Annotated in this window: 18 protein-coding genes and 2 tRNA genes; 10 read left to right on the plus strand and 10 right to left on the minus strand. The window is 57.5% G+C overall.

Features of this window, described 5'->3' with window-relative positions; genetic code table 11:
- Positions 1 to 38: 38 nt before the first annotated feature.
- The gene (locus ACR3E4_RS15795; protein ID WP_480532623.1) at positions 39 to 1919 is read right to left on the minus strand and encodes a M10 family metallopeptidase C-terminal domain-containing protein; all 1881 of its coding nucleotides are present in this window, start codon (positions 1917 to 1919) and stop codon (positions 39 to 41) included.
- A gap of 494 nt (positions 1920 to 2413) precedes the next feature.
- Between ACR3E4_RS15795 and ACR3E4_RS15800 the strand changes: the two genes are divergently transcribed.
- The 4 genes from ACR3E4_RS15800 to uvrA all read left to right on the plus strand — a co-directional run bounded on the left by ACR3E4_RS15800 (position 2414) and on the right by uvrA (position 6228).
- Positions 2414 to 2490, plus strand: a tRNA-Asp gene (locus tag ACR3E4_RS15800).
- A 45-nt stretch (positions 2491 to 2535) separates the two neighbouring features.
- A tRNA-Asp gene (locus ACR3E4_RS15805) sits at positions 2536 to 2612 on the plus strand.
- 82 nt (positions 2613 to 2694) lie between these two features.
- Positions 2695 to 3261 carry a methyltransferase domain-containing protein gene (locus tag ACR3E4_RS15810; RefSeq protein WP_480532621.1) on the plus strand — a complete coding sequence of 189 codons (567 nt, stop codon included), beginning with the start codon at positions 2695 to 2697 and terminating at the stop codon, positions 3259 to 3261.
- A 108-nt stretch (positions 3262 to 3369) separates the two neighbouring features.
- Complete coding sequence (gene uvrA, locus ACR3E4_RS15815) at positions 3370 to 6228, plus strand: excinuclease ABC subunit UvrA (RefSeq protein WP_480532619.1); 2859 nt, start codon at positions 3370 to 3372, stop codon at positions 6226 to 6228.
- Positions 6229 to 6233: 5 nt separating this feature from the next.
- On the opposite strand, the gene ACR3E4_RS15820 is transcribed toward uvrA, so the two are convergent.
- From ACR3E4_RS15820 to ACR3E4_RS15835, 4 genes are all read right to left on the minus strand, one after another.
- Entirely contained in the window at positions 6234 to 6674 is a 441-nt protein-coding gene (locus tag ACR3E4_RS15820; protein ID WP_480532617.1) for a hypothetical protein, read from the minus strand.
- Between the two features lie 67 nt (positions 6675 to 6741).
- Positions 6742 to 7614 (minus strand): 3-hydroxyisobutyrate dehydrogenase, encoded by an 873-nt coding sequence (gene mmsB, locus ACR3E4_RS15825; RefSeq protein WP_480532615.1) that lies wholly within the window; start codon positions 7612 to 7614, stop codon positions 6742 to 6744.
- A 3-nt stretch (positions 7615 to 7617) separates the two neighbouring features.
- Positions 7618 to 8658 (minus strand): enoyl-CoA hydratase/isomerase family protein, encoded by a 1041-nt coding sequence (locus ACR3E4_RS15830; RefSeq protein WP_480532613.1) that lies wholly within the window; start codon positions 8656 to 8658, stop codon positions 7618 to 7620.
- Between the two features lie 7 nt (positions 8659 to 8665).
- Positions 8666 to 9808: an acyl-CoA dehydrogenase family protein gene (locus tag ACR3E4_RS15835; protein ID WP_480532611.1), complete on the minus strand. Its 1143-nt coding sequence runs from the start codon at positions 9806 to 9808 to the stop codon at positions 8666 to 8668.
- Between the two features lie 160 nt (positions 9809 to 9968).
- Between ACR3E4_RS15835 and ACR3E4_RS15840 the strand changes: the two genes are divergently transcribed.
- Entirely contained in the window at positions 9969 to 10832 is an 864-nt protein-coding gene (locus tag ACR3E4_RS15840) for a hypothetical protein (RefSeq protein WP_480532609.1), read from the plus strand.
- Between the two features lie 3 nt (positions 10833 to 10835).
- On the opposite strand, the gene ACR3E4_RS15845 is transcribed toward ACR3E4_RS15840, so the two are convergent.
- Entirely contained in the window at positions 10836 to 11951 is a 1116-nt protein-coding gene (locus ACR3E4_RS15845; RefSeq protein WP_480532607.1) for a carboxylate-amine ligase, read from the minus strand.
- Positions 11952 to 12085: 134 nt separating this feature from the next.
- Between ACR3E4_RS15845 and ACR3E4_RS15850 the strand changes: the two genes are divergently transcribed.
- Positions 12086 to 12937, plus strand: a complete 852-nt coding sequence (locus tag ACR3E4_RS15850) for a class I SAM-dependent methyltransferase (RefSeq protein WP_480532605.1) — start codon at positions 12086 to 12088, stop codon at positions 12935 to 12937.
- A 71-nt stretch (positions 12938 to 13008) separates the two neighbouring features.
- Entirely contained in the window at positions 13009 to 13485 is a 477-nt protein-coding gene (locus ACR3E4_RS15855) for a fasciclin domain-containing protein (RefSeq protein WP_480532603.1), read from the plus strand.
- 72 nt (positions 13486 to 13557) lie between these two features.
- On the opposite strand, the gene ACR3E4_RS15860 is transcribed toward ACR3E4_RS15855, so the two are convergent.
- Together ACR3E4_RS15860 and ACR3E4_RS15865 are read right to left on the minus strand one after the other, a co-directional pair.
- Positions 13558 to 14142: a L,D-transpeptidase gene (locus tag ACR3E4_RS15860; RefSeq protein WP_480533136.1), complete on the minus strand. Its 585-nt coding sequence runs from the start codon at positions 14140 to 14142 to the stop codon at positions 13558 to 13560.
- 200 nt (positions 14143 to 14342) lie between these two features.
- Complete coding sequence (locus ACR3E4_RS15865; RefSeq protein WP_480532601.1) at positions 14343 to 15842, minus strand: CoA-acylating methylmalonate-semialdehyde dehydrogenase; 1500 nt, start codon at positions 15840 to 15842, stop codon at positions 14343 to 14345.
- A 104-nt stretch (positions 15843 to 15946) separates the two neighbouring features.
- On the opposite strand from ACR3E4_RS15865, the gene ACR3E4_RS15870 reads away from it, so the two are divergent.
- The 3 genes from ACR3E4_RS15870 to coaD all read left to right on the plus strand — a co-directional run bounded on the left by ACR3E4_RS15870 (position 15947) and on the right by coaD (position 17923).
- Positions 15947 to 16849 carry a LysR family transcriptional regulator gene (locus ACR3E4_RS15870; RefSeq protein ID WP_480532599.1) on the plus strand — a complete coding sequence of 301 codons (903 nt, stop codon included), beginning with the start codon at positions 15947 to 15949 and terminating at the stop codon, positions 16847 to 16849.
- Positions 16850 to 16909: 60 nt separating this feature from the next.
- On the plus strand, positions 16910 to 17347 hold the full coding sequence (locus ACR3E4_RS15875) for a CBS domain-containing protein (RefSeq protein WP_480532597.1): 438 nt from the start codon (positions 16910 to 16912) through the stop codon (positions 17345 to 17347).
- An 84-nt stretch (positions 17348 to 17431) separates the two neighbouring features.
- On the plus strand, positions 17432 to 17923 hold the full coding sequence (gene coaD / locus ACR3E4_RS15880) for a pantetheine-phosphate adenylyltransferase (protein WP_480532595.1): 492 nt from the start codon (positions 17432 to 17434) through the stop codon (positions 17921 to 17923).
- On the opposite strand, the gene gap is transcribed toward coaD, so the two are convergent.
- Together gap and ACR3E4_RS15890 are read right to left on the minus strand one after the other, a co-directional pair.
- Positions 17915 to 18919, minus strand: coding sequence for a type I glyceraldehyde-3-phosphate dehydrogenase (gene gap, locus ACR3E4_RS15885; RefSeq protein WP_480532593.1), 1005 nt, complete (start codon positions 18917 to 18919; stop codon positions 17915 to 17917). The two genes, coaD and gap, sit on opposite strands and share 9 nt — an antisense overlap.
- Before the next feature lie 81 nt (positions 18920 to 19000).
- Positions 19001 to 19144: a hypothetical protein gene (locus tag ACR3E4_RS15890; RefSeq protein WP_010439846.1), complete on the minus strand. Its 144-nt coding sequence runs from the start codon at positions 19142 to 19144 to the stop codon at positions 19001 to 19003.
- Between the last annotated feature and the right edge of the window lie 15 nt (positions 19145 to 19159).

The raw sequence follows: 19159 nt of genomic DNA on the forward strand, positions 1-19159 counted from the left end.
TCGAACATGCGCCCCAAAAGCACAGAAATCGGGGGCAGTTAGAGAATGAAATCGTCTGCAGTTAGATTATGCAGACCACTCAACTGGATCATCATCTCGGCAGAACTGTCGGAATCTGTGTCGATGATAACCAGAGTATAGTCATTGTCCTGACCGGGATTGTTCACCCGTTTAAAGTAGATTTCGCCTTCTTCGGACGTACCGGTGCGGGTCTGACCATTGAAAACAAACGCATCATCGTCTTCCGTTGCACTGTTTGCGTCAATCGCACTAAGGTCAATTTTGTCGACGCCAACTTCGAAATCCCTGATAACATCGGTATTCTTCGTTTTCAGAAGCGCGCTGTCTTTTGTAGATCTGAAAACAAAGTGATCAGCGCCATTTCCACCAAACAGGTAGTCTTTTCCGGAGTTACCGATCAGAGTGTCGTCGTCGTTGCCTCCATACAAGCGGTCTGCGCCGCTTCCACCTTGCAGCAGATCATCTCCATTGCCGCCATAGAGTTTGTCGCGACCGCCCTTGCCATGGAGTGTATCTCTGCCTAGGACTCCGCGCAATATATTGGCGCCGCTGGTGCCGCTTAGGTTATCTGATCGGCTACCGCCTTCGACATTCTCGATGTTCAGGATTTTGTCATTACCAGCGGCACCGGTATCTTGTCTGTCCGTTCGGGCGAGATCGACAGTTATTGAGGTATTCCCCGAGAAAACAAGCCAATCGGTGTGATCACCTCCATTAATATGATCGTTGCCATCGCCTTCGGTTACTAGAATCGTATCTTTGCCATTGCCTCCGTAGATCCTGTCGGACCCGAAATCTCCAGATAGCGTATCGTCCTTGTTATGACCTTTGATGAGGTCATCGCCACCGCGGCCATAGATCTTGTCTTCGCCGTTCCTCCCGAACAGTTCGTTGTCGGCGCTGTTACCTTTGATCCGGTCATTGCCCGACCCACCGATGGCATTCTCGATTATAACGCCATTTGCGATCGTAAATCCGCCCTGAATGCCCTTGGCGTAAGAAGGTGAGCCACCCGCGTCGCTTCCACCCAGGTCGGCTGCTTTCAGGTTGATAACAACTTTACGGCTGACACCTTCGGCCGAGATCGTATCTTCACCGTCGGTATCCCAGATCGCTCGCCAGCCGACACCTTCTTGGTTTTGGCCTTTGATATTATAAACGTTGTCACCCGTGTTAAACTGTTTAGAGCCATAAATGGCTTGCAATGCAGCGATGTCCAAGGCCATCGGAGTCGCGGAACTGCCGATGTCGTAGTACATCGGTTCGATCTCAGTGGGATAGCCGCTGTTATAGGACATGATCGTGAACACGCCCTGATTCTGCCCATCTGTTCCGTAGTCGCCGGTGCTGCTGGTAACACCCGGAAAGATTGAGGAAGAACCGCCGTTATCATGTGGATGCGCAAGTCCGAGACCATGCAGGATTTCGTGCATGATCACCTCAAAGCCGAGTCCACCTTTTTGCAGCCCCTCTTCGGAAAAGTATATGCTATCGCCAGCAAATGCCCCGATCAGGGCACCCAACCCAAAACTGTCTTCGAAAAATGGCTCGTCTCCGGGTACCTGATGATATCCCAAACCACCCAAAGCGTCTTCTGTTTCCAATACATAAGTCAGGTTGGCTTGCCTGGGTTGGCCATTGCTTCGCAGGAACCCGACTTCCTGAAAGGTCACCGGGATGTAATTGTCGATAACTTCAAACGCCTTACGTACCGCTTCTTTCATATAACCAGCGAACTTGCGGTTACCCAGCGTTCCATTATCGAACGAGTATGTGATGACACCTTCCGGGCCGCCCTGGTTCGTATCTACATTCCAAGATGTTCCCCAGATCAGGCTATCAACATAAACGTCTCCGGTCGGGTCTTCACCCGGGTAATTCACTGTAACTACTGCCATTTCACTTCGGTACTGTCACTTTTTCTCAGATCATCTCAACGCGCGTGCCGAAGCAGGTCGTGTCGGACGATTTCGTTGGATTTCTTGAGGCAAATTTGGGTCTTCATCCTAAATAAGGATCCTATGGCCGATTCTCAGATTCAATCTTGACCCTTGGAATTGTAAACAGATTCAGCAATGGGTTGCAGCCTGTTTCTCAATGAGAATTGGGGCCGCACCAAGGCAAATAGTGTCGAACTCAACGTTATGTTGCCTTGTTGAAAGGGCTTGAGCATACACTATGCATAAGCCTCAAATAACCTGACTTACTTCGGGCCGTATGAAGTGAATCACAGCATAGTATGGCAACGAACCGCAGCAGGGTAGTTTCAGGGAAAAAACTGCAGTCGATCCAGCAATTTTGAGGATGCAGATAAAAAACTTCAAAACGCCGCTTGACGCTGCCCGAGCGTGGCCATAATACACCCCAACGTTCAGCAACGAACGTGCAGCGGGCGGTTGTAGCTCAGTTGGTTAGAGTACCGGCCTGTCACGCCGGGGGTCGCGGGTTCGAGCCCCGTCAACCGCGCCATCGCTGCAGTCCTTGGTCCAGGATAAAGGCCACGAAAATAGATGCGCGGTTGTAGCTCAGTTGGTTAGAGTACCGGCCTGTCACGCCGGGGGTCGCGGGTTCGAGCCCCGTCAACCGCGCCATTTTCCCCTACAAATTCGAAAATCTGCGCTGACAAGTCGGCAATGTCATGTTGTATTGCCTTCAAAACGACCGAGGGCTGCAGTGACAAGTTTAAACCGGGTGATCATGGCGCGGCGCAGCCGTCAGTGGATTCGCGAGTTGAATCCGTCAAAGCTGGACGCGGTCGAAATTTCTGGTTCGTGGGGCAATCAGTTCGGCTTTCGCAGCTATGAGCAGGCCTGGCGCAATGATCATGACATCTGCACCGGCCCGCTGCTTGATGAGCGGGGGCAGGTGAGGACGTTCGACCTTGTTCTCGCTAATCAGGTCTGGGAGCATCTGGACCGACCATTCGAGGCGACGCTAAACGTGCAAGAGATGCTGCGCCCCGGCGGCTATTTCTGGCTGGCCGTGCCGTTTTTCGTCCCGTTCCATGCGGCCCCTTATGATTGTTCGCGCTGGTCCGAGCGCGGTTTGCGCAATCTGCTGATCGAATGCGGGTTCGATCCCGCTGAAATCCGGGCCGAGCAATGGGGCAACCGGCAGGCAGCGCTGCGAAACCTCGAACCGGACTGGCCTCCGGTCTATGATCCCCAGACGGATGATCTGGAAAATGATCCTGCCTTTCCGATTTGCGCGTGGGCGATCGCGCGCAAATCTGAAGGTTAGCGAGGGATTGACCGAAAATTCGCTTGTTCACACTTTGTTCTAACTTTATGGTTGGAGACTCACCGTCGCTCGCCTATTTCTGAGAGGCGTTGGTTGTTGGGGGCCGAAATGGCTGAGCTGAAGAATATCGAGGTGCGCGGCGCGCGCGAGCATAACCTCAAAAGCATCGATGTGGATATTCCGCGCGATCAGCTGGTGGTGATCACCGGCCTGTCGGGCTCGGGCAAGTCATCGCTGGCGTTTGACACCATCTATGCCGAAGGCCAGCGCCGTTATGTCGAAAGCCTGTCGGCCTATGCCCGGCAGTTTCTGGACATGATGGAAAAGCCCGATGTGGATCACATCAGCGGCCTGTCCCCGGCGATTTCAATCGAACAGAAGACCACCTCGAAGAACCCGCGTTCGACCGTGGGCACCGTTACCGAGATCTATGACTATCTGCGTCTGCTATTCGCGCGCGCCGGAACGCCTTACAGCCCGGCCACCGGCCAGCCGATCGAAGCACAGCAGGTGCAGGACATGGTCGACCGTATTATGACGATGGAGGAGGGCACACGCGGTTATCTGCTGGCCCCCATCGTGCGTGATCGCAAGGGTGAATATCGGAAAGAGTTTCTGGAACTGCGTAAGCAGGGGTTCCAGCGCGTCAAGGTGGATGGTGAGTTCTATGAGCTCGATACGCCGCCCACACTGGACAAGAAGTTCCGCCACGATATCGATGTGGTGGTAGATCGTCTGGTGGTGCGCGAAGGCATGGAAACCCGGCTGGCCGACAGCCTGCGCACCGCGCTGGATCTGGCCGATGGTATCGCCATTCTGGAAACCGCGCCAAAGGAAGGCGACCCTGAGCGGATCACCTTCAGCGAGAATTTTGCCTGTCCGGTCAGTGGCTTCACCATCCCCGAGATCGAACCGCGCCTGTTCTCGTTCAACGCGCCCTTCGGGGCCTGCCCGGATTGTGACGGGCTTGGGGTTGAGCTGTTCTTTGACGAGCGGCTGGTGGTGCCTGATCAGACCTTGAAACTCTATGACGGGGCGCTGGCGCCGTGGCGCAAGGGGAAATCGCCGTATTTCCTGCAAACCATCGAGGCCATCGCGCGGCACTACGAGTTCGACAAGAACACGCCGTGGAAAGGCCTGCCCAAAAAGGTGCAGCAGGTTTTCCTGCGTGGCTCCGGCGATGAGGAAATCCAGTTCCGCTATGACGAGGGTGGGCGGGTCTATCAGGTCACCCGCAGCTTCGAAGGCGTGATTCCCAATATGGAGCGCCGTTATCGCGAGACCGACAGCGCCTGGATTCGTGAAGAGTTCGAGCGCTATCAGAACAATCGCCCCTGCGGCACCTGCGAGGGTTATCGCCTGCGCGCCGAAGCGTTGGCCGTCAAGATTGCGGGTCTGCATGTGGGGCAGGTGGTGCAGATGTCGATCCGCGAAGCGCTGGCCTGGGTCGAGGACGCGCCGAACCATCTGAGCGTGCAGAAGAATGAGATCGCACGGGCCATCCTCAAAGAAATCCGTGAACGCCTCGGGTTCCTGAATAACGTGGGTCTGGAATACCTTACGCTGTCCCGTTCAAGTGGTACCCTGTCAGGTGGCGAGAGCCAGCGTATCCGTCTGGCCAGCCAGATCGGCTCGGGCCTGACGGGGGTGCTGTACGTGCTGGACGAGCCGTCCATCGGTCTGCATCAGCGCGACAATGACCGTTTGTTGGGCACGCTGAAAAACCTGCGTGATCAGGGCAATACGGTGATTGTGGTTGAGCATGACGAAGAAGCCATCCGCGAAGCGGATTACGTCTTTGACATTGGTCCCGGTGCAGGTGTGCATGGCGGGCAGGTGGTCAGCCATGGCACGCCCGAGCATATCGCCGGCGACGCGGCCTCGATAACCGGCCAATACCTGTCGGGTACACGCGAGATCGCTGTCCCTGCCGAGCGGCGCAAGGGCAAGAAGCAGAAGGTTACGGTGGTCAAGGCAACCGGCAACAACCTGAAAAACGTGACGGCTGAATTCCCGTTGGGTAAGTTTGTCTGCGTGACCGGCGTGTCCGGGGGCGGCAAGTCGACTCTGACGATCGAGACGCTGTTTAAAACCGCCTCGATGCGCCTGAACGGGGCGCGGCAGACACCAGCGCCCTGCGAGACGATCAAGGGGCTGGAGCATCTGGACAAGGTGATCGACATCGATCAGCGACCCATCGGACGAACTCCGCGTTCGAATCCAGCGACTTACACCGGGGCTTTCACGCCGATTCGGGACTGGTTTGCCGGGCTGCCAGAGGCCAAGGCGCGGGGGTACAAACCCGGTCGGTTCAGCTTCAACGTCAAGGGCGGCCGGTGCGAGGCGTGTCAGGGCGACGGTGTCATCAAGATCGAGATGCATTTTCTGCCCGACGTTTATGTCACCTGCGAAACTTGTAAAGGCGCGCGCTACAATCGCGAGACGCTTGAGATCAAGTTCAAGGGCAAGTCCATCGCGGATGTGCTTGATATGACTGTGGAAGACGCGCAGGAGTTCTTTAAGGCCGTGCCGTCGATCCGGGATAAGATGGATGCTTTGGCGCGGGTTGGGCTGGGGTATATCAAGGTCGGTCAGCAGGCGACCACTCTGTCAGGCGGCGAAGCGCAGCGGGTGAAACTGTCGAAGGAGCTCAGTAAGCGGTCGACCGGACGCACGCTGTATATCCTTGATGAACCGACCACGGGGCTGCATTTCGAAGATGTGCGCAAGCTGTTGGAAGTGCTGCATGAACTGGTCGATCAGGGCAATACGGTTGTAGTGATCGAACATAATCTGGATGTGGTGAAAACGGCGGATCATATTATCGATATCGGCCCTGAGGGCGGTGACGGGGGCGGTGAAATCGTCGCCGTCGGAACGCCCGAGGATGTGGTTGCAGTCGAACGCAGCCACACCGGGCGTTACCTCAAACCGATGCTGAATGCCGAGCGAGTGGCCGCAGAATAGCGGCCTTAATACAGGATATCGGCAACAGCGCCGATGAGGTTCAGCACTTTGTGAGTTTCGGGATCGATTTTATATACATAGTCGCCCGCGCGCACATAATTGCCACCGCGCCGCAGCCCATAGCGATAAGGATCTTCGATCCAAATGTAGTCATCTAGCCGGTCGCCCGTCCGATAGAGCTTTTTGGCCTGGCCGGGCGGCACACACGGGACTGCCTTTTTGGCCAGACCCGGAGGGCAATGTCCGGCATTGCTACGTGCCACGCCAGATTTCGGCGCGACCCGTTCGACCTGAAAATTAGATTTGTTTTTGCCTTTACCTTTTCCATTGCCGTTCCCGGCCAATGCAACAGCGGGGCTCAATGTGAGCAAAGCAATCATGGAAATGTTGATCAGAGATTTCATAAAGGCGCGCTCCGGCATGTATGTGTTGTCGCGGGTCGACAATACCCAATCACCTAAGGGCGCGCCTCTGGATTTTCCAGAGCTGTGCGGTTTTCCGCCGCAACGAGTTCTAGGAACGGGTGCGTTTCTCAAATCGCGGTAGCATTGCGCTGAAATCCTGGCCCAGTCCGTTTTCTTTCTCGACAAACTGTTCGTAAAGCGCGGTAGCTACCTGACCCATTGGGGTATCGGCATCCGCGCTATCCGCCGCCTGTTGGCTGAGCCGTAGATCCTTGAGCATCAGTTCGGCTGCGAATCCGGGTTGGTAGCCATTGTCTGCCGGGCTTGTCGGGCCGACACCGGGGGCAGGGCAATAGGCGTTCATCGTCCAGCTATAGCCAGAGGACGTGCTGACCACGTCGAACATCTTTTGCCGATCCAGGCCGAGCTTGTCCGCCAGCGCGAAAGCCTCGCAGGTGGCAATCATGGTGACGCCGAGGATCATGTTGTTACAGATCTTCGCGGCCTGACCTGCACCGGCTTCTCCGCAATGCACGGCCTTCTGGCCCATGATGTCAAAGAGGGGGGCGGCCTTGGCGAAGGCGTCGTCCGAGCCTCCGGCCATGAAGGTCAGAGTACCGGCAGCCGCGCCGCCTATGCCGCCCGACACCGGAGCGTCGACGGCCTGAAGTCCTGCGCTTGCCGCTTGCTGCGCGACGGCGCGGGCACTGTCGACATCCACGGTTGAGCAATCGATCAGCACAGCGCCCTCTGTCATGGCCGGGATGATCGCGTCCGCCACGGCGCGCAGGATTTGGCCGTTGGGCAGCATGGTGATGACCGCCTCTGCACCTGACGCTGCCTCGACCCCGGTCGGGGCCATCGTCACGCCATCGACCGATACGTCTGCCATGTCATGGCCGACCACCTCATGCCCGGCTGCTGCCAGATTGGCGGCCATCGGGGCGCCCATATTGCCCAGTCCAATGAATGCGATTTTCATCCCTTACTCCTCTGAAAAGCTCAGCGCGTTGGCACCCAGGGGCTGCAGCATCTTTGAGACTGCTACGGCCGGTACGTTCATATCGGTAAATTGCCATTTGGGGTTGCGGTCCTTGTCGATGATCTGGGCACGGATGCCTTCCAGAAAATCACCGTGTTCCATCGCGCGATAGGTAAAGCGGTATTCCATGTCCAACGCCTTGCGCATCGTAAGGTTGGCCCCCCTCAGCCGGTGCAGCATTTCCACGGTGCAGGCCACCGAAAGCGGAGAGTTGCGTTGCAGGCTGACAAGGGTCTGTTGCGAAAACTCTTCGTCAGAACAGCGCAGGGTATTCAGGATATCGCTCAGGGTTTCGCCGTCGAGCAACGTATCAATCTGCGGTTGGAGATCGGCGAGTTTGCCTTTGGGCGCGGTTTCAGCGTGCTCTTCGATCACCTCTGCGCGGCCTGATGCCTCCAGAAGTTCGATGAGGTCCGGCCAGCGGTCTTGTGGAATGAAATGGTCGGCAAAGCCCGCATAGATCGCGTCTGCGGGGCCCATGCGATAGCCGGTTGTTCCGAGGTATTCGCCCAGACGTCCCGGTGCCAGTGCCAGCATCAATGATCCGCCCACATCCGGGACAAGGCCGATCGAGCATTCCGGCATTGCGATCCTCGAGCTTTCGCCAACGATACGATGACTGCCATGGCAGCCGATGCCTACGCCGCCGCCCATGGTAAAACCCTGTAGAAAGCTGATCACGGGTTTGGGGTATTCGAAGATCAGCGCATTCAGACGGTATTCATCGCGCCAGAACGTGCGGCCATAATCGTAGTTTCCCTTGGTGCCGGTGGCGTAAAGCTCGGCAATGTCGCCTCCGGCGCAAAAGGCTTTTTCCCCTTCGGCGTCAAAGATAATCAGGTCGACCGCATCATCTTCGCGCCAGTTCCGTAGGGCAGTTTCGATGGCCATGCACATCTCATAGCTCATCGCGTTCAGCGCCTTCGGGCGTGTCAGAGTGATGCGCCCGGCGCGTCCGACTGTGCGGATGTCAATGTCAGCCATGAAGTCCTCAGCGGTTGGCAAGCATCTGGCGCGCGACGATGACGCGCATGATCTCGTTCGTGCCTTCAAGTATCTGGTGCACGCGCAAATCACGCACAAGCTTTTCGATGCCATAATCGGCCAGATAGCCGTAACCGCCGTGCAGTTGCAGGCACTGGTCGACCACTTTCGATCCTGTCTCGGTCACGAATTTCTTGGCCATGGCGCAGAACTTGGTGGCATCTGGCGCACCCCGATCCAGCTTCCACGCAGCTTGCCGCAGGAAAGTGCGGGCGGCCTGCATCTCGATCTCCATATCCGCAAGTCGGAATTGCAGCGCCTGGAACTGATCGATGGATTGGCCAAAGGCCTTGCGCTCGGACATGTATTGCAGCGTCATATCCAGCCCGTTCTGCGCGGCCCCCAGCGAGCAAGAGGCGATGTTTAGCCGCCCGCCATCCAACCCCATCATGGCGTATTTGAACCCGTCGCCTTCCGTGCCAACCAGATTGCCAGCCGGGATTTTGCAGTCGTCAAACTGGACCTGCGCGGTGGGCTGGCTTTTCCAACCCATCTTCTGTTCAAGCGCCCCAAAGCTGAGGCCGGCGGTGCCGTCTTCGACATAGACCGTCGAAATCCCTTTGGGGCCATCTTCGCCTGTGCGAACCATGCAGACATAGGCGTCCGAATAACCCCCGCCCGAGATGAAGGCTTTGGACCCGTTCAGGGTATAGCCCTCATTCGTCCGCTCGGCGCGGGTTTTCAAGGCGGCTGCGTCCGACCCGGAGCCGGGTTCCGTCAGGCAATAGCTCAGCACCGTATCGAGGCTGAGAATACCGGGCATGATGCGGGATTTCAGCTCATCGCTGGCAAAGCTGTCCAGCATCTTTGCGCACATGTTGTGGATCGACAGGAAAGCCGCGACCGAGGGGCAGGCCATCGAAAGCGCCTCGAACACCAAGGTGGCGTCAAGGCGGCTCAGCCCCGATCCGCCGCCGTCTTCCGAGACGTATAGCGCGCCGAATCCAAGCTCGCCAATCTTGGGCCAAAGCTCTTTCGGGATGGTGCCGTCAGCTTCCCACTGACGCGCGAAGGGGGCGATATTTTCTTGGCCAAAGGCATAGGCCATGTCGAAGATGGCCGTCTGTTCCTCGGTCAGCGCGAAATCCATGGCTGTGGTCCCTATACTCTGCAGAATTGAACGAGCGTTTTATTCTTCAATCCTTACAGAAATTTTTCAACGGCGGCAAACATTGCGGCCATGTTTGGGGGAATTGAGTGGCTGCGTTATACTGCACGAATTCTACAGATCATTTTTTTGGAGTATTCCGATGGCGTCACACAAACTGGCCGTGGTGGTGATTCACGGTATGGGTAGCCAACATAAGCCGCAGGGCCAGCCTGCATCCACGACCCCGACTTTCTCGAAAGGGCTGAAGCAGCGCGTCTCGAACCGGGTCGGCGCGGATATGAGCGATGTGATCTGGCATGAGGTGGTCTGGGCGCAGATTCTGCAGGGACGGCAGAAAGCCTATCTGAAAAAGATCAAACGCAGTCTGGGATATGACAAGCTGCGCGAATTTGTGGTGTGCAATCTTTCGGATGCAGCGTCGTACCGCCCGACACCGGATGATGGCGACAAGATTTATGAGGCCATACACGAGAAGATCGAGAATGTGATGGGTGTGGTCAAACATCAGGTCGGACCCGAGGGACCGGTTCTGATCCTTGCACATTCGCTGGGTGGACACATCATGTCGAATTACATCTACGACATGCAGCGGCATCTGCGCCCGGGTGGTGGGACCCCGGTGCATCAGACCGATGTCGAGAACATGAAAACAGTGGCTGGGATCGTGACCTTCGGGTGCAATATTCCCATTTTCCTGTTTGCCTATCCCGAGAGTGACATTTTCCCGATCATGGCGCCAAACAGCAAGCTGCCCGCGGCGCTACAATTCCGGACGTGGTGGTACAACTACTACGACAAGCACGATGTTCTGGGCTTTCCGCTGGGCAAGAGCGCTCCACGCTACAAGCAACTGGCCGACAGCCGGGCGCTAAAGGACAAGCCGATCAATGCGGGTAAGATTTTTACCTCGTGGAACCCGTTCTCGCATGGCGGATATTGGACCGACCGTGACCTCTATGAACCCGTAGCCGAGCGGATCAAGGATATTCTGGCGGTTACCTGAGGCTTACAGGTCCGCGTGGAATTCTTCGATCAGGTGTTTCACCACCGCCTGTCCGGGGTCGTCGCCGCGCGCGACGGCTTCGGCATGGGCGCGGCGCTGGCGGGTGGCCGAGGTGCCGCTTTCGGCGATTTGGCGCAGGCGGGCAAGTTCGGTCATGGTGCCCAAGGCTTCGGCATCTTCGGCCAGCATGCCCATCAATTCACCCATCAGTTCGGCCATGGGTTTGATCGACCGGTCGCCGAAATCGATCAGACCCTCGCCCACGCCATAACGTTGCGCGCGCCAGCGGTTTTCGCCGATCAGGAACCTGTCATATTGCCGCCAACGCAAGTTGCGGGCTTTCAGGCGGCACAGCATCCGGGTCAGTGCCTGCACCAGCGCCGCCAGTGACAGAGTGTGCTCCAACCGGGGTTGCACATCCATGATGCGGGTCTCAAGCGTCGGAAAGCGATGCGACGGGCGCAGGTCCCACCAGATCTTCGTTGTATCCTCGATCACGCCCAACTCGACCAAAACGCCCGTTGTACGTTCATACTCGCCCCAGCTTCCGAAGATCGGCGGCAAGCCGGTGCGGGGCAGATTGTCAAACACGGTCAGCCGGTAAGAGGACAGACCGGTATCCTCTCCATTCCAGTAGGGGGACGAGGTCGACAGGGCCAGCAGATGAGGCAGAAAGTAAGACAGTTGCGGCATGAGATCGGCGCGCAGCGCCTGGTCCTGTACCCCCACATGCACATGCATCCCGCAGATCAGCATCCGCCGCGCCACGCCACCCAACGCATGCTGTAACGCATCATAGCGCTCTTTGCGTGTATGATGCTGGTCTTTCCAGTTCGCAAACGGGTGGCATGAGACAGCAATCGGGGCCAGATTGTATTCGGCCGCGCGTTTGGAAACGCAGGATCGCAGGCGTTTCAGATCTTCGCGCGCGGTCTTGACGGTCGCATGCGGGCGGGTGCCCACCTCGATCTGGCATTGCAGGAATTCCGGGCTGACCTGACCTTCGAAATCGGCCTGACAGGTCTCCATCAACGCCTCGGGGGCTTCGGCCAATTGCAGGCTGTCGCGGTCGACCAGAAGATATTCCTCTTCAATACCGATCGTGAATTCCTGCTGCATGGCGGCCCTCGCTGGTCAATTCTCATCAGTGAATACGGAAATTTCCGTTTTGCCAAGGGTTTGACATGCAGGGTTCTTGCGAACGCCCGGCTGGCGCGGGTAAGGAACAAACAGAACCGAATGTGGAGCCTCGCGTGAAACCAAGGAAATTTCCCCAGATCAACGCCGCCCTTGATGAGTTGGGGGTAAAGCTGATCGACAAGGCAACCGAGAATGACGAACGCGCGCGGCTTGAGGCGTTTGAGCGGGCAGGGGGGCTGACCCGTCCGGCCTATGCGCTGTCACCGGGGATGGCCGGGTTCGACATCTCGCAACTGGTTGCGGAGTACGCGCAGCACAAGGCGGCGCTTGACGCGCTGAAAGATCCCGAACGCAACCAGACCGGTTACCAGTTGGGAAATGGCTACTATGACAGCCCGGACGCGGATGCGCTGTATCTGATGATCCGCAGGTTCCAGCCAAAGCGGGTGATCGAAGTGGGCTGCGGCAACTCGACCCGCGTTACGCGGCAGGCCATCATTGATGGCGGGCTGGAGACCGAGATCACCGCGATCGACCCTTATCCCCGCGCCGACATTGCCCATGTCGTGGATCATTTCGAGCAGAAGCGGCTGGAAGACGTAGACCCGTCCCTGTTCGAACAGCTCGAATCTGGGGATGTTCTGTTCATCGATTCCAGCCACGTCGTGCGGATGAGCAACGATGTGGCCCATCTGTTCTGCCGGATCATTCCGACGTTGAAGCCGGGTGTGGTGATCCATGTCCACGATGTTTTTCTGCCCTATGAATACCCCAAGCGGTTCTTTTATGATTGCCCCGGCTGGGGCGAGCAGTACATGCTGCACGTGTTGCTGCAATCTGGTGCATATTCAATGCTTTGGCCGGGGTACTACTTGCAGCAGGACCGCCCGGATGCGGTGGAGGCACTGCCGTTCCTGAAGGATGGCAAGGCGCAGAGCATCTGGGTTCAGCTCAAAGAAAATTGACCTGAATGTGATCCGGGCCGCGCAGTGTCGCGTAACCCTTTCCATAACAAGCTGGAGAGGAGTTAACAGCCATGTTCCGCCGCACATTCATGGGCGCCGCCGCCGCACTTGCACTGGCACTTCCGGTCAAAGCGCAAGCCGCTGACATCGTCGATACGGCCGTTTCTGCCGGATCGTTCAACACTCTGGTCGCCGCGGTGCAGGCCGCGGGTCTGGTCGATACGCTGAAGGGCGATGGCCCGTTCACCGTTTTCGCACCCACGGATGAGGCCTTTGCCGCGCTTCCCGAAGGCACGGTGGAAACGCTGCTGTTGCCTGAGAACAAGGATCAGCTGGTGTCAATTCTGACTTACCACGTGGTTCCAGCAAAGGTCATGTCGGGTGATATCGCTGGCAAACGGGCCAAAGTTCTGACGGTGCAGGGTGACCGCCTGAGTGTCAATGCCAAGAACGGCGTCAAGGTGAATGACGCAAAAGTCGTTCAGGCCGATATCGAAGCCAGCAATGGTGTCATTCATGTTGTTGATGCAGTGATCCTGCCTGAATAAGTCTTCAAGACCCCCGGAAGACAAAGCCCCGGTCCATGTGGCCGGGGCTTCTTGTTGCAAAAGGCAATCTGCTTACAGCAGCCGTACCTGAGTGCCGACCTGCACAAGCGGATACAGCTCTTCCACATGCTGGTTGTAAAGACCGATGCACCCGGATGAACTCTGCCGACCGATTTTCCGAGTGTCATGTGTGCCGTGGACCAGATAGGCGGGCCAGGACAGATACATCGCGCGGGTGCCCAGCGGGTTGCCTGGTTCTCCGCCCTCCATACGGATCGGCAAAGTCGGATCGCGTTCACGCATTGAGGCGGTCGGCGTCCAGCTTGGGTTTTCGCGCTTGCGCACAACCTCGGTATAACCACGCTTGGTCAGTTCTTCGCTCATCGGGACCGAGCTGGGATACAGCTTGTAGGTGCCATCAGCCCCCCAGTAATGCACCGCGCGGCTGGTGATGTCGGCCAACAGGCATCCGACGCCCAGTTCGTCAAAGTGATCCTGCCAGTTCTGTTGTGAGAACGAGGATACATTGCGGCGTACAGGCGCTTGCGTGCTGATCGCCTCTTCATTCTGTGGAAAGGCATCCAGGCTTTGAGCGCGCACCAAAGCGGGTGTCGCAATCACTGATGCAGCCCCCAACAGGGCTGTGCGGCGGGTCATACGGTTTTGGGACAAGGCTGCCTCCGGAAAAATATCAACTGCTCGGTCTTTTGAATTAGCGGTAAAATATTGGTGATTACCTCATTTTTCCAGAGGGGCACCGCTGAATTTCTTGTGAGGTTGGACTTGCGTCAAAACCGGCCTGAAAACTAAAAAACCCGGCCAAATCTGGCCGGGTTTCTGAGAAAGCATCGAAACGATCAATCCATCGCTTTGAAGTTGAACTCGCCACCTTCCTTGATGCCCGAGGGCCAGCGCGCGGTGACGGTTTTGGTGCGGGTATAGAACTTGAAGCTGTCGGGGCCGTGCTGGTTCAGGTCACCGAACATGGATTTCTTCCAGCCACCAAACGTGTGATAAGCCAGCGGTACCGGGATCGGAACGTTGATGCCGACCATGCCGATATTGATCCGGCTGGCAAAGTCGCGCGCGGTGTCACCGTCACGGGTGAAGATCGCGGTACCGTTGCCGTATTCATGGTCCATCGCCAGTTTCAGCGCTTCTTCGTAGGAACCGGCGCGCACGGTCGACAGGACAGGGCCGAAAATCTCTTGTTTGTAGATGTCCATGTCGGGCGTGACATTGTCGAACAGGTGGGGGCCGACGAAGAAGCCGTCCTCATAGCCCTGCAGGCTGAAATCACGGTTGTCGACAACCAGCTTGGCACCCTGTTCGACACCGGAATTGATCAGGCCCAGAATACGCTGTTTCGAGGCTTGGGTGATCACCGGGCCCATATCGACGTCGTCTCCGGCAGTGTAGGGGCCTACCTTCAGCTTTTCGATGCGCGGCACCAGCTTTTCGATCAGCGCGTCTGCGGTATCATCGCCCACCGGTACAGCGACCGAAACCGCCATGCAGCGTTCGCCTGCCGCGCCGAAACCGGCACCGACCAACGCGTCAGCGGCCTGATCCATGTCCGCGTCGGGCATGACGATCATGTGGTTCTTGGCACCGCCAAAGCACTGCGCGCGTTTGCCGTTTGCGGTGGCGCGGGCATAGATATACTGCGCGATCGGGGTCGAGCCGACAAAGCTGACGCCCTGAATGATGTCGCTGTCGAGGATGGTGTCGACCGCTTCTTTGTCGCCGTTCACGACCTGGAACACACCCTTGGGCAGACCGGCCTCGACAAACAGTTCGGCCAGCATCAGCGGCACCGAGGGGTCACGCTCGGACGGTTTCAACACCACGGCGTTGCCACATGCGAGCGCCGGTCCGACATGCCACAGCGGCATCATGGCAGGGAAGTTGAACGGCATGATCGAGCCGACAACGCCCAGCGGCTGGCGCATGGAATACATGTCAATGGCAGGGCCTGCATTGTCGGTGTATTCGCCCTTCAGCATTTGCGGTGCGCCGATGCAGTATTCGATCACTTCCAGACCACGCTGCAGGTCGCCCTTGGCGTCGGGGATGGTTTTGCCGTGCTCGCGGCTCAGCGCTTCGGCCAGCTTGTCCATGTCGCGGTTCATCAGATGAACCATTGCCATCATGACACGCGCGCGTTTCTGCGGGTTGGTGGCGCCCCATGCGGGCTGTGCGGCAGCGGCGGCCTCGATGGCTGCAGTGGTCTCTGCTGCGCTGGCCATCGGGCATTTATACTGCACTTCGCCCGTTGCCGGGTTGTAAACATCATCGAAACGGCCGGACGTGCCCGCAACCATTTCGCCATTCAGAAAGTGGGTCAGATCATTCATCACAAATTCCTCCGCTGAGATTGCGCGCAGAATAGACTTGCAAAAACCCCAAGGACAGAGGCAATGTCTCAAATCTGTTTTGCAAAAATGCAAAGGTTGGGGCTGTGACACCAAACTGGGACGATCTGCGCGTTTTTCTGGCGGTCGCGCGCGAAGAAAGCCTGTCGGCGGCGGGGCGGGTGCTGAAGATCGATCCGGCCACGGTTGGCCGCCGAATTGCAAGGCTCGAGGCCGCATTGGATGCGGTGTTGTTTACCAAATCACAGCAGGGGTATGTGCTGTCGACAGCAGGCCAGCGATTGATGGAGCATGGATTGCAGGCCGAAGAGGCCATGCGCGCGGCGGCGGGTGTCATGACCGGGTCCGCCAAGTCGCTGAGCGGCCAAATCCGCATAGGCGCGCCCGATGGCAGTGCCAACTACCTGTTGCCGCAGGTCTGCGCCCGGATCAGCGACGCCAACCCGGATCTGGATATCCAGATCCTGGCCTTGCCGCGTATCATCAACCTGTCCCGACGCGAGGCGGATATGGCGGTCACCGTCAGCGCGCCAACCGCCGGGCAATTGCTGGTTCAGAAGATCAGCGACTATCGGCTGCATATGGTGGCCAGCCAAAGCTATCTTGATAGCCACCCGCCGATCCATACGATTGCCGATCTGAGCGATCACCGGATGATCGGGTACATCCCCGATATGATCTTTGACCGCGAGTTGGACTATCTCAACGATATCGGCATTGACCGTGTCGCGCTTGCATCAAATTCGGTGTCGGTACAGTTGCGGCAGGTGTCTTTGGGAACCGGTGTCTGCGTGGCGCATGATTTCACCTTGCCGTTTCATCCCGGCCTGCGGAAAATCCTGACGGATCAGGTCAGTCTGACACGCGGGTTCTATCTGGTCCGGCATCAGGGCGATCAGCGAAACGAACGGCTGAACCGCTTTGCCGAGGCGCTGACATCCGGCCTGCGGGACGAAGTAGCGCGGCTTGAGCGCGAAGCTGCATCTTGACACCTTCAGACATTCCGGCAACGCTTTGGAAAACAGTACGTTATACCGGAGGTTTTGCTAATGCTTGTTCAGGCCATTCTTAAATCCAAAGCCACTGACGAGGTGGTGACGGTCGAACCATCAGCAACAGTTTCCCAGGCTGCCGAAATTCTGGCCAGCAAGCGGATCGGTACTGTGGTCATTTCCGAGGATGGCGGGCAAACGGCGGCTGGCATCTTGTCCGAGCGTGATATTGTACGCGAGCTGGCGGACAGCGGCAGCGGCTGTCTGGGCAAACCCGTCAGCGCCTACATGACCAAAGACCTCGTGACGGCGACCCGGCAAGACACGGTTGAGGATATTCTGTCCCGCATGACCGAAGGCCGGTTCCGTCACATGCCGGTCGTGGAAGAGGGCAAATTGATTGGAATCGTCACGCTGGGCGATGCGGTCAAGGCGCAACTGTCTGAACTCGCGATGGAAAAAGACGCGCTGGAAGGCATGATCATGGGTCACTGAGGGGCCGGAATGTATGGCTGACCCTTGCACCTGCGGCAAAGATGTGTTTGCTAGCGCAGAAATATTGTTGCGCAGGAGGCCCTGATGCGGGTTGGATTATATCCCGGAACTTTTGATCCGATCACCATCGGTCATATCGACATTATCCGTCGGGCCTCGGCGCTGGTGGACAAGCTGGTGATCGGTGTTGCGATCAATCGGGACAAGGGGCCGCTGTTTTCGCTGGAAGAGCGTGTGGCGATGATCGAGGCCGAATGCGCTCATCTGTCTGATCAGACCGGCACCGAGATCGTGGCGCATCCGTTCGAAAACCTGCTGATCGACTGCGCCCGCGATGTCGGCGCTCAGATTATTGTGCGCGGTCTGCGGGCGGTTGCCGATTTTGAGTATGAATTCCAGATGGTTGGAATGAATCGAGCATTGGACGATTCAATCGAGACGGTGTTTCTGATGGCCGAAGCACGGCATCAGGCGATTGCATCCAAGCTGGTGAAGGAAATCGCCCGTCTGAACGGGGACGTGTCGAAATTCGTCACGCCCCGCGTCAGAGATGCCTTGCGAGAGCGTTTAGGATAACGCACCCATAGCTGCGGCTGTGTCCAGCATACGGTTCGAGAAACCCCATTCATTGTCATACCAGGCCAGCACGCGCACCAAAGTGCCGTCGGTGACCTTTGTTTCCGCCAGAGAAACGGTTGAGCTGTGGGGGTCGTGATTGAAGTCGACTGAGATCAGCGGACGGGTCTCAGCGGCCAGAACACCCGGGATTTTGGCGGCGGCTTCGACAAACAGGGCGTTAACCTCTTCTTCGGTGGTCGGACGCGAAACTTCGGCCACCAGATCGACGACTGAGACATTGGGAGTAGGCACCCGAATGGCTTGCCCGGTCAACTTCCCGGCCAACTGAGGCAGAACCAGCCCGACGGCCGAAGCCGCACCAGTCGTTGTCGGGATCATCGACAGAGCCGCCGCGCGGGACAGGTATGGGTCTTTGCCCGCTGTATCATGCACCGGCTGGCTGGCCGTATAGGCGTGGACGGTGGTCATGTTGCCGTGCTTGATGCCCAGCCCTGCATCCAAAGCTGCCGCGACGGGCGACAGGCAGTTGGTGGTGCAGGAGGCGTTGGAAACCACGATGTCGCTGGCAGTCAACTCGTGCTCGTTCACACCGAATACCACGGTTTTTACAGCACCATCGCCACGGGCAGGGGCTGAGATCAGAACTTTTTTCGATCCGTTCTTCAGGTGCCGTTCGGCGGCCTCACGGGTGCGGAAGACACCGGTGCATTCCAGAACCACATCCACATCCGACCAATCCAGCGCTTCGGGGTCACGTTCGCTGGTCAGCCGGATCGGGCCGGCACCAACGTCCAGCCCGGCATCGCTGAGCGTGACCGGTTCGGAATAGCGGCCATGAACGCTGTCGAATTCAAACAGATGCGCGTTCATTTCGGGTTTCGCCAGATCGTTGATCGCAACGATTTCGACATCGGTACGACCCGATTCCATAACCGCACGCAGAACACCGCGCCCGATCCGTCCAAATCCATTGATTGCCAGCTTGAGTGTCATGGTGCGCTCCGTCATAGTCGGGTCCAGTAATGGTTAGCGCTAACAATGACAGATTGCGGCGAAAGTCAAGCAAAACCTCTGTCAGCGCCAGAAGGCCAGCCAATCCAGGAAATCATACAGCTTTTTGCCGAGGAACAGCAGGTGTTCGGTGCCGAACAAGGCGACATCCAGCATCAAACCGCCGAGAATGAGTATTCCAAGCCAGATTGCGATTTGATTGGTCATGGATGCGCCCTGAAC

The sequence above is a fragment of the Ruegeria sp. AP11 genome (assembly GCF_056535865.1).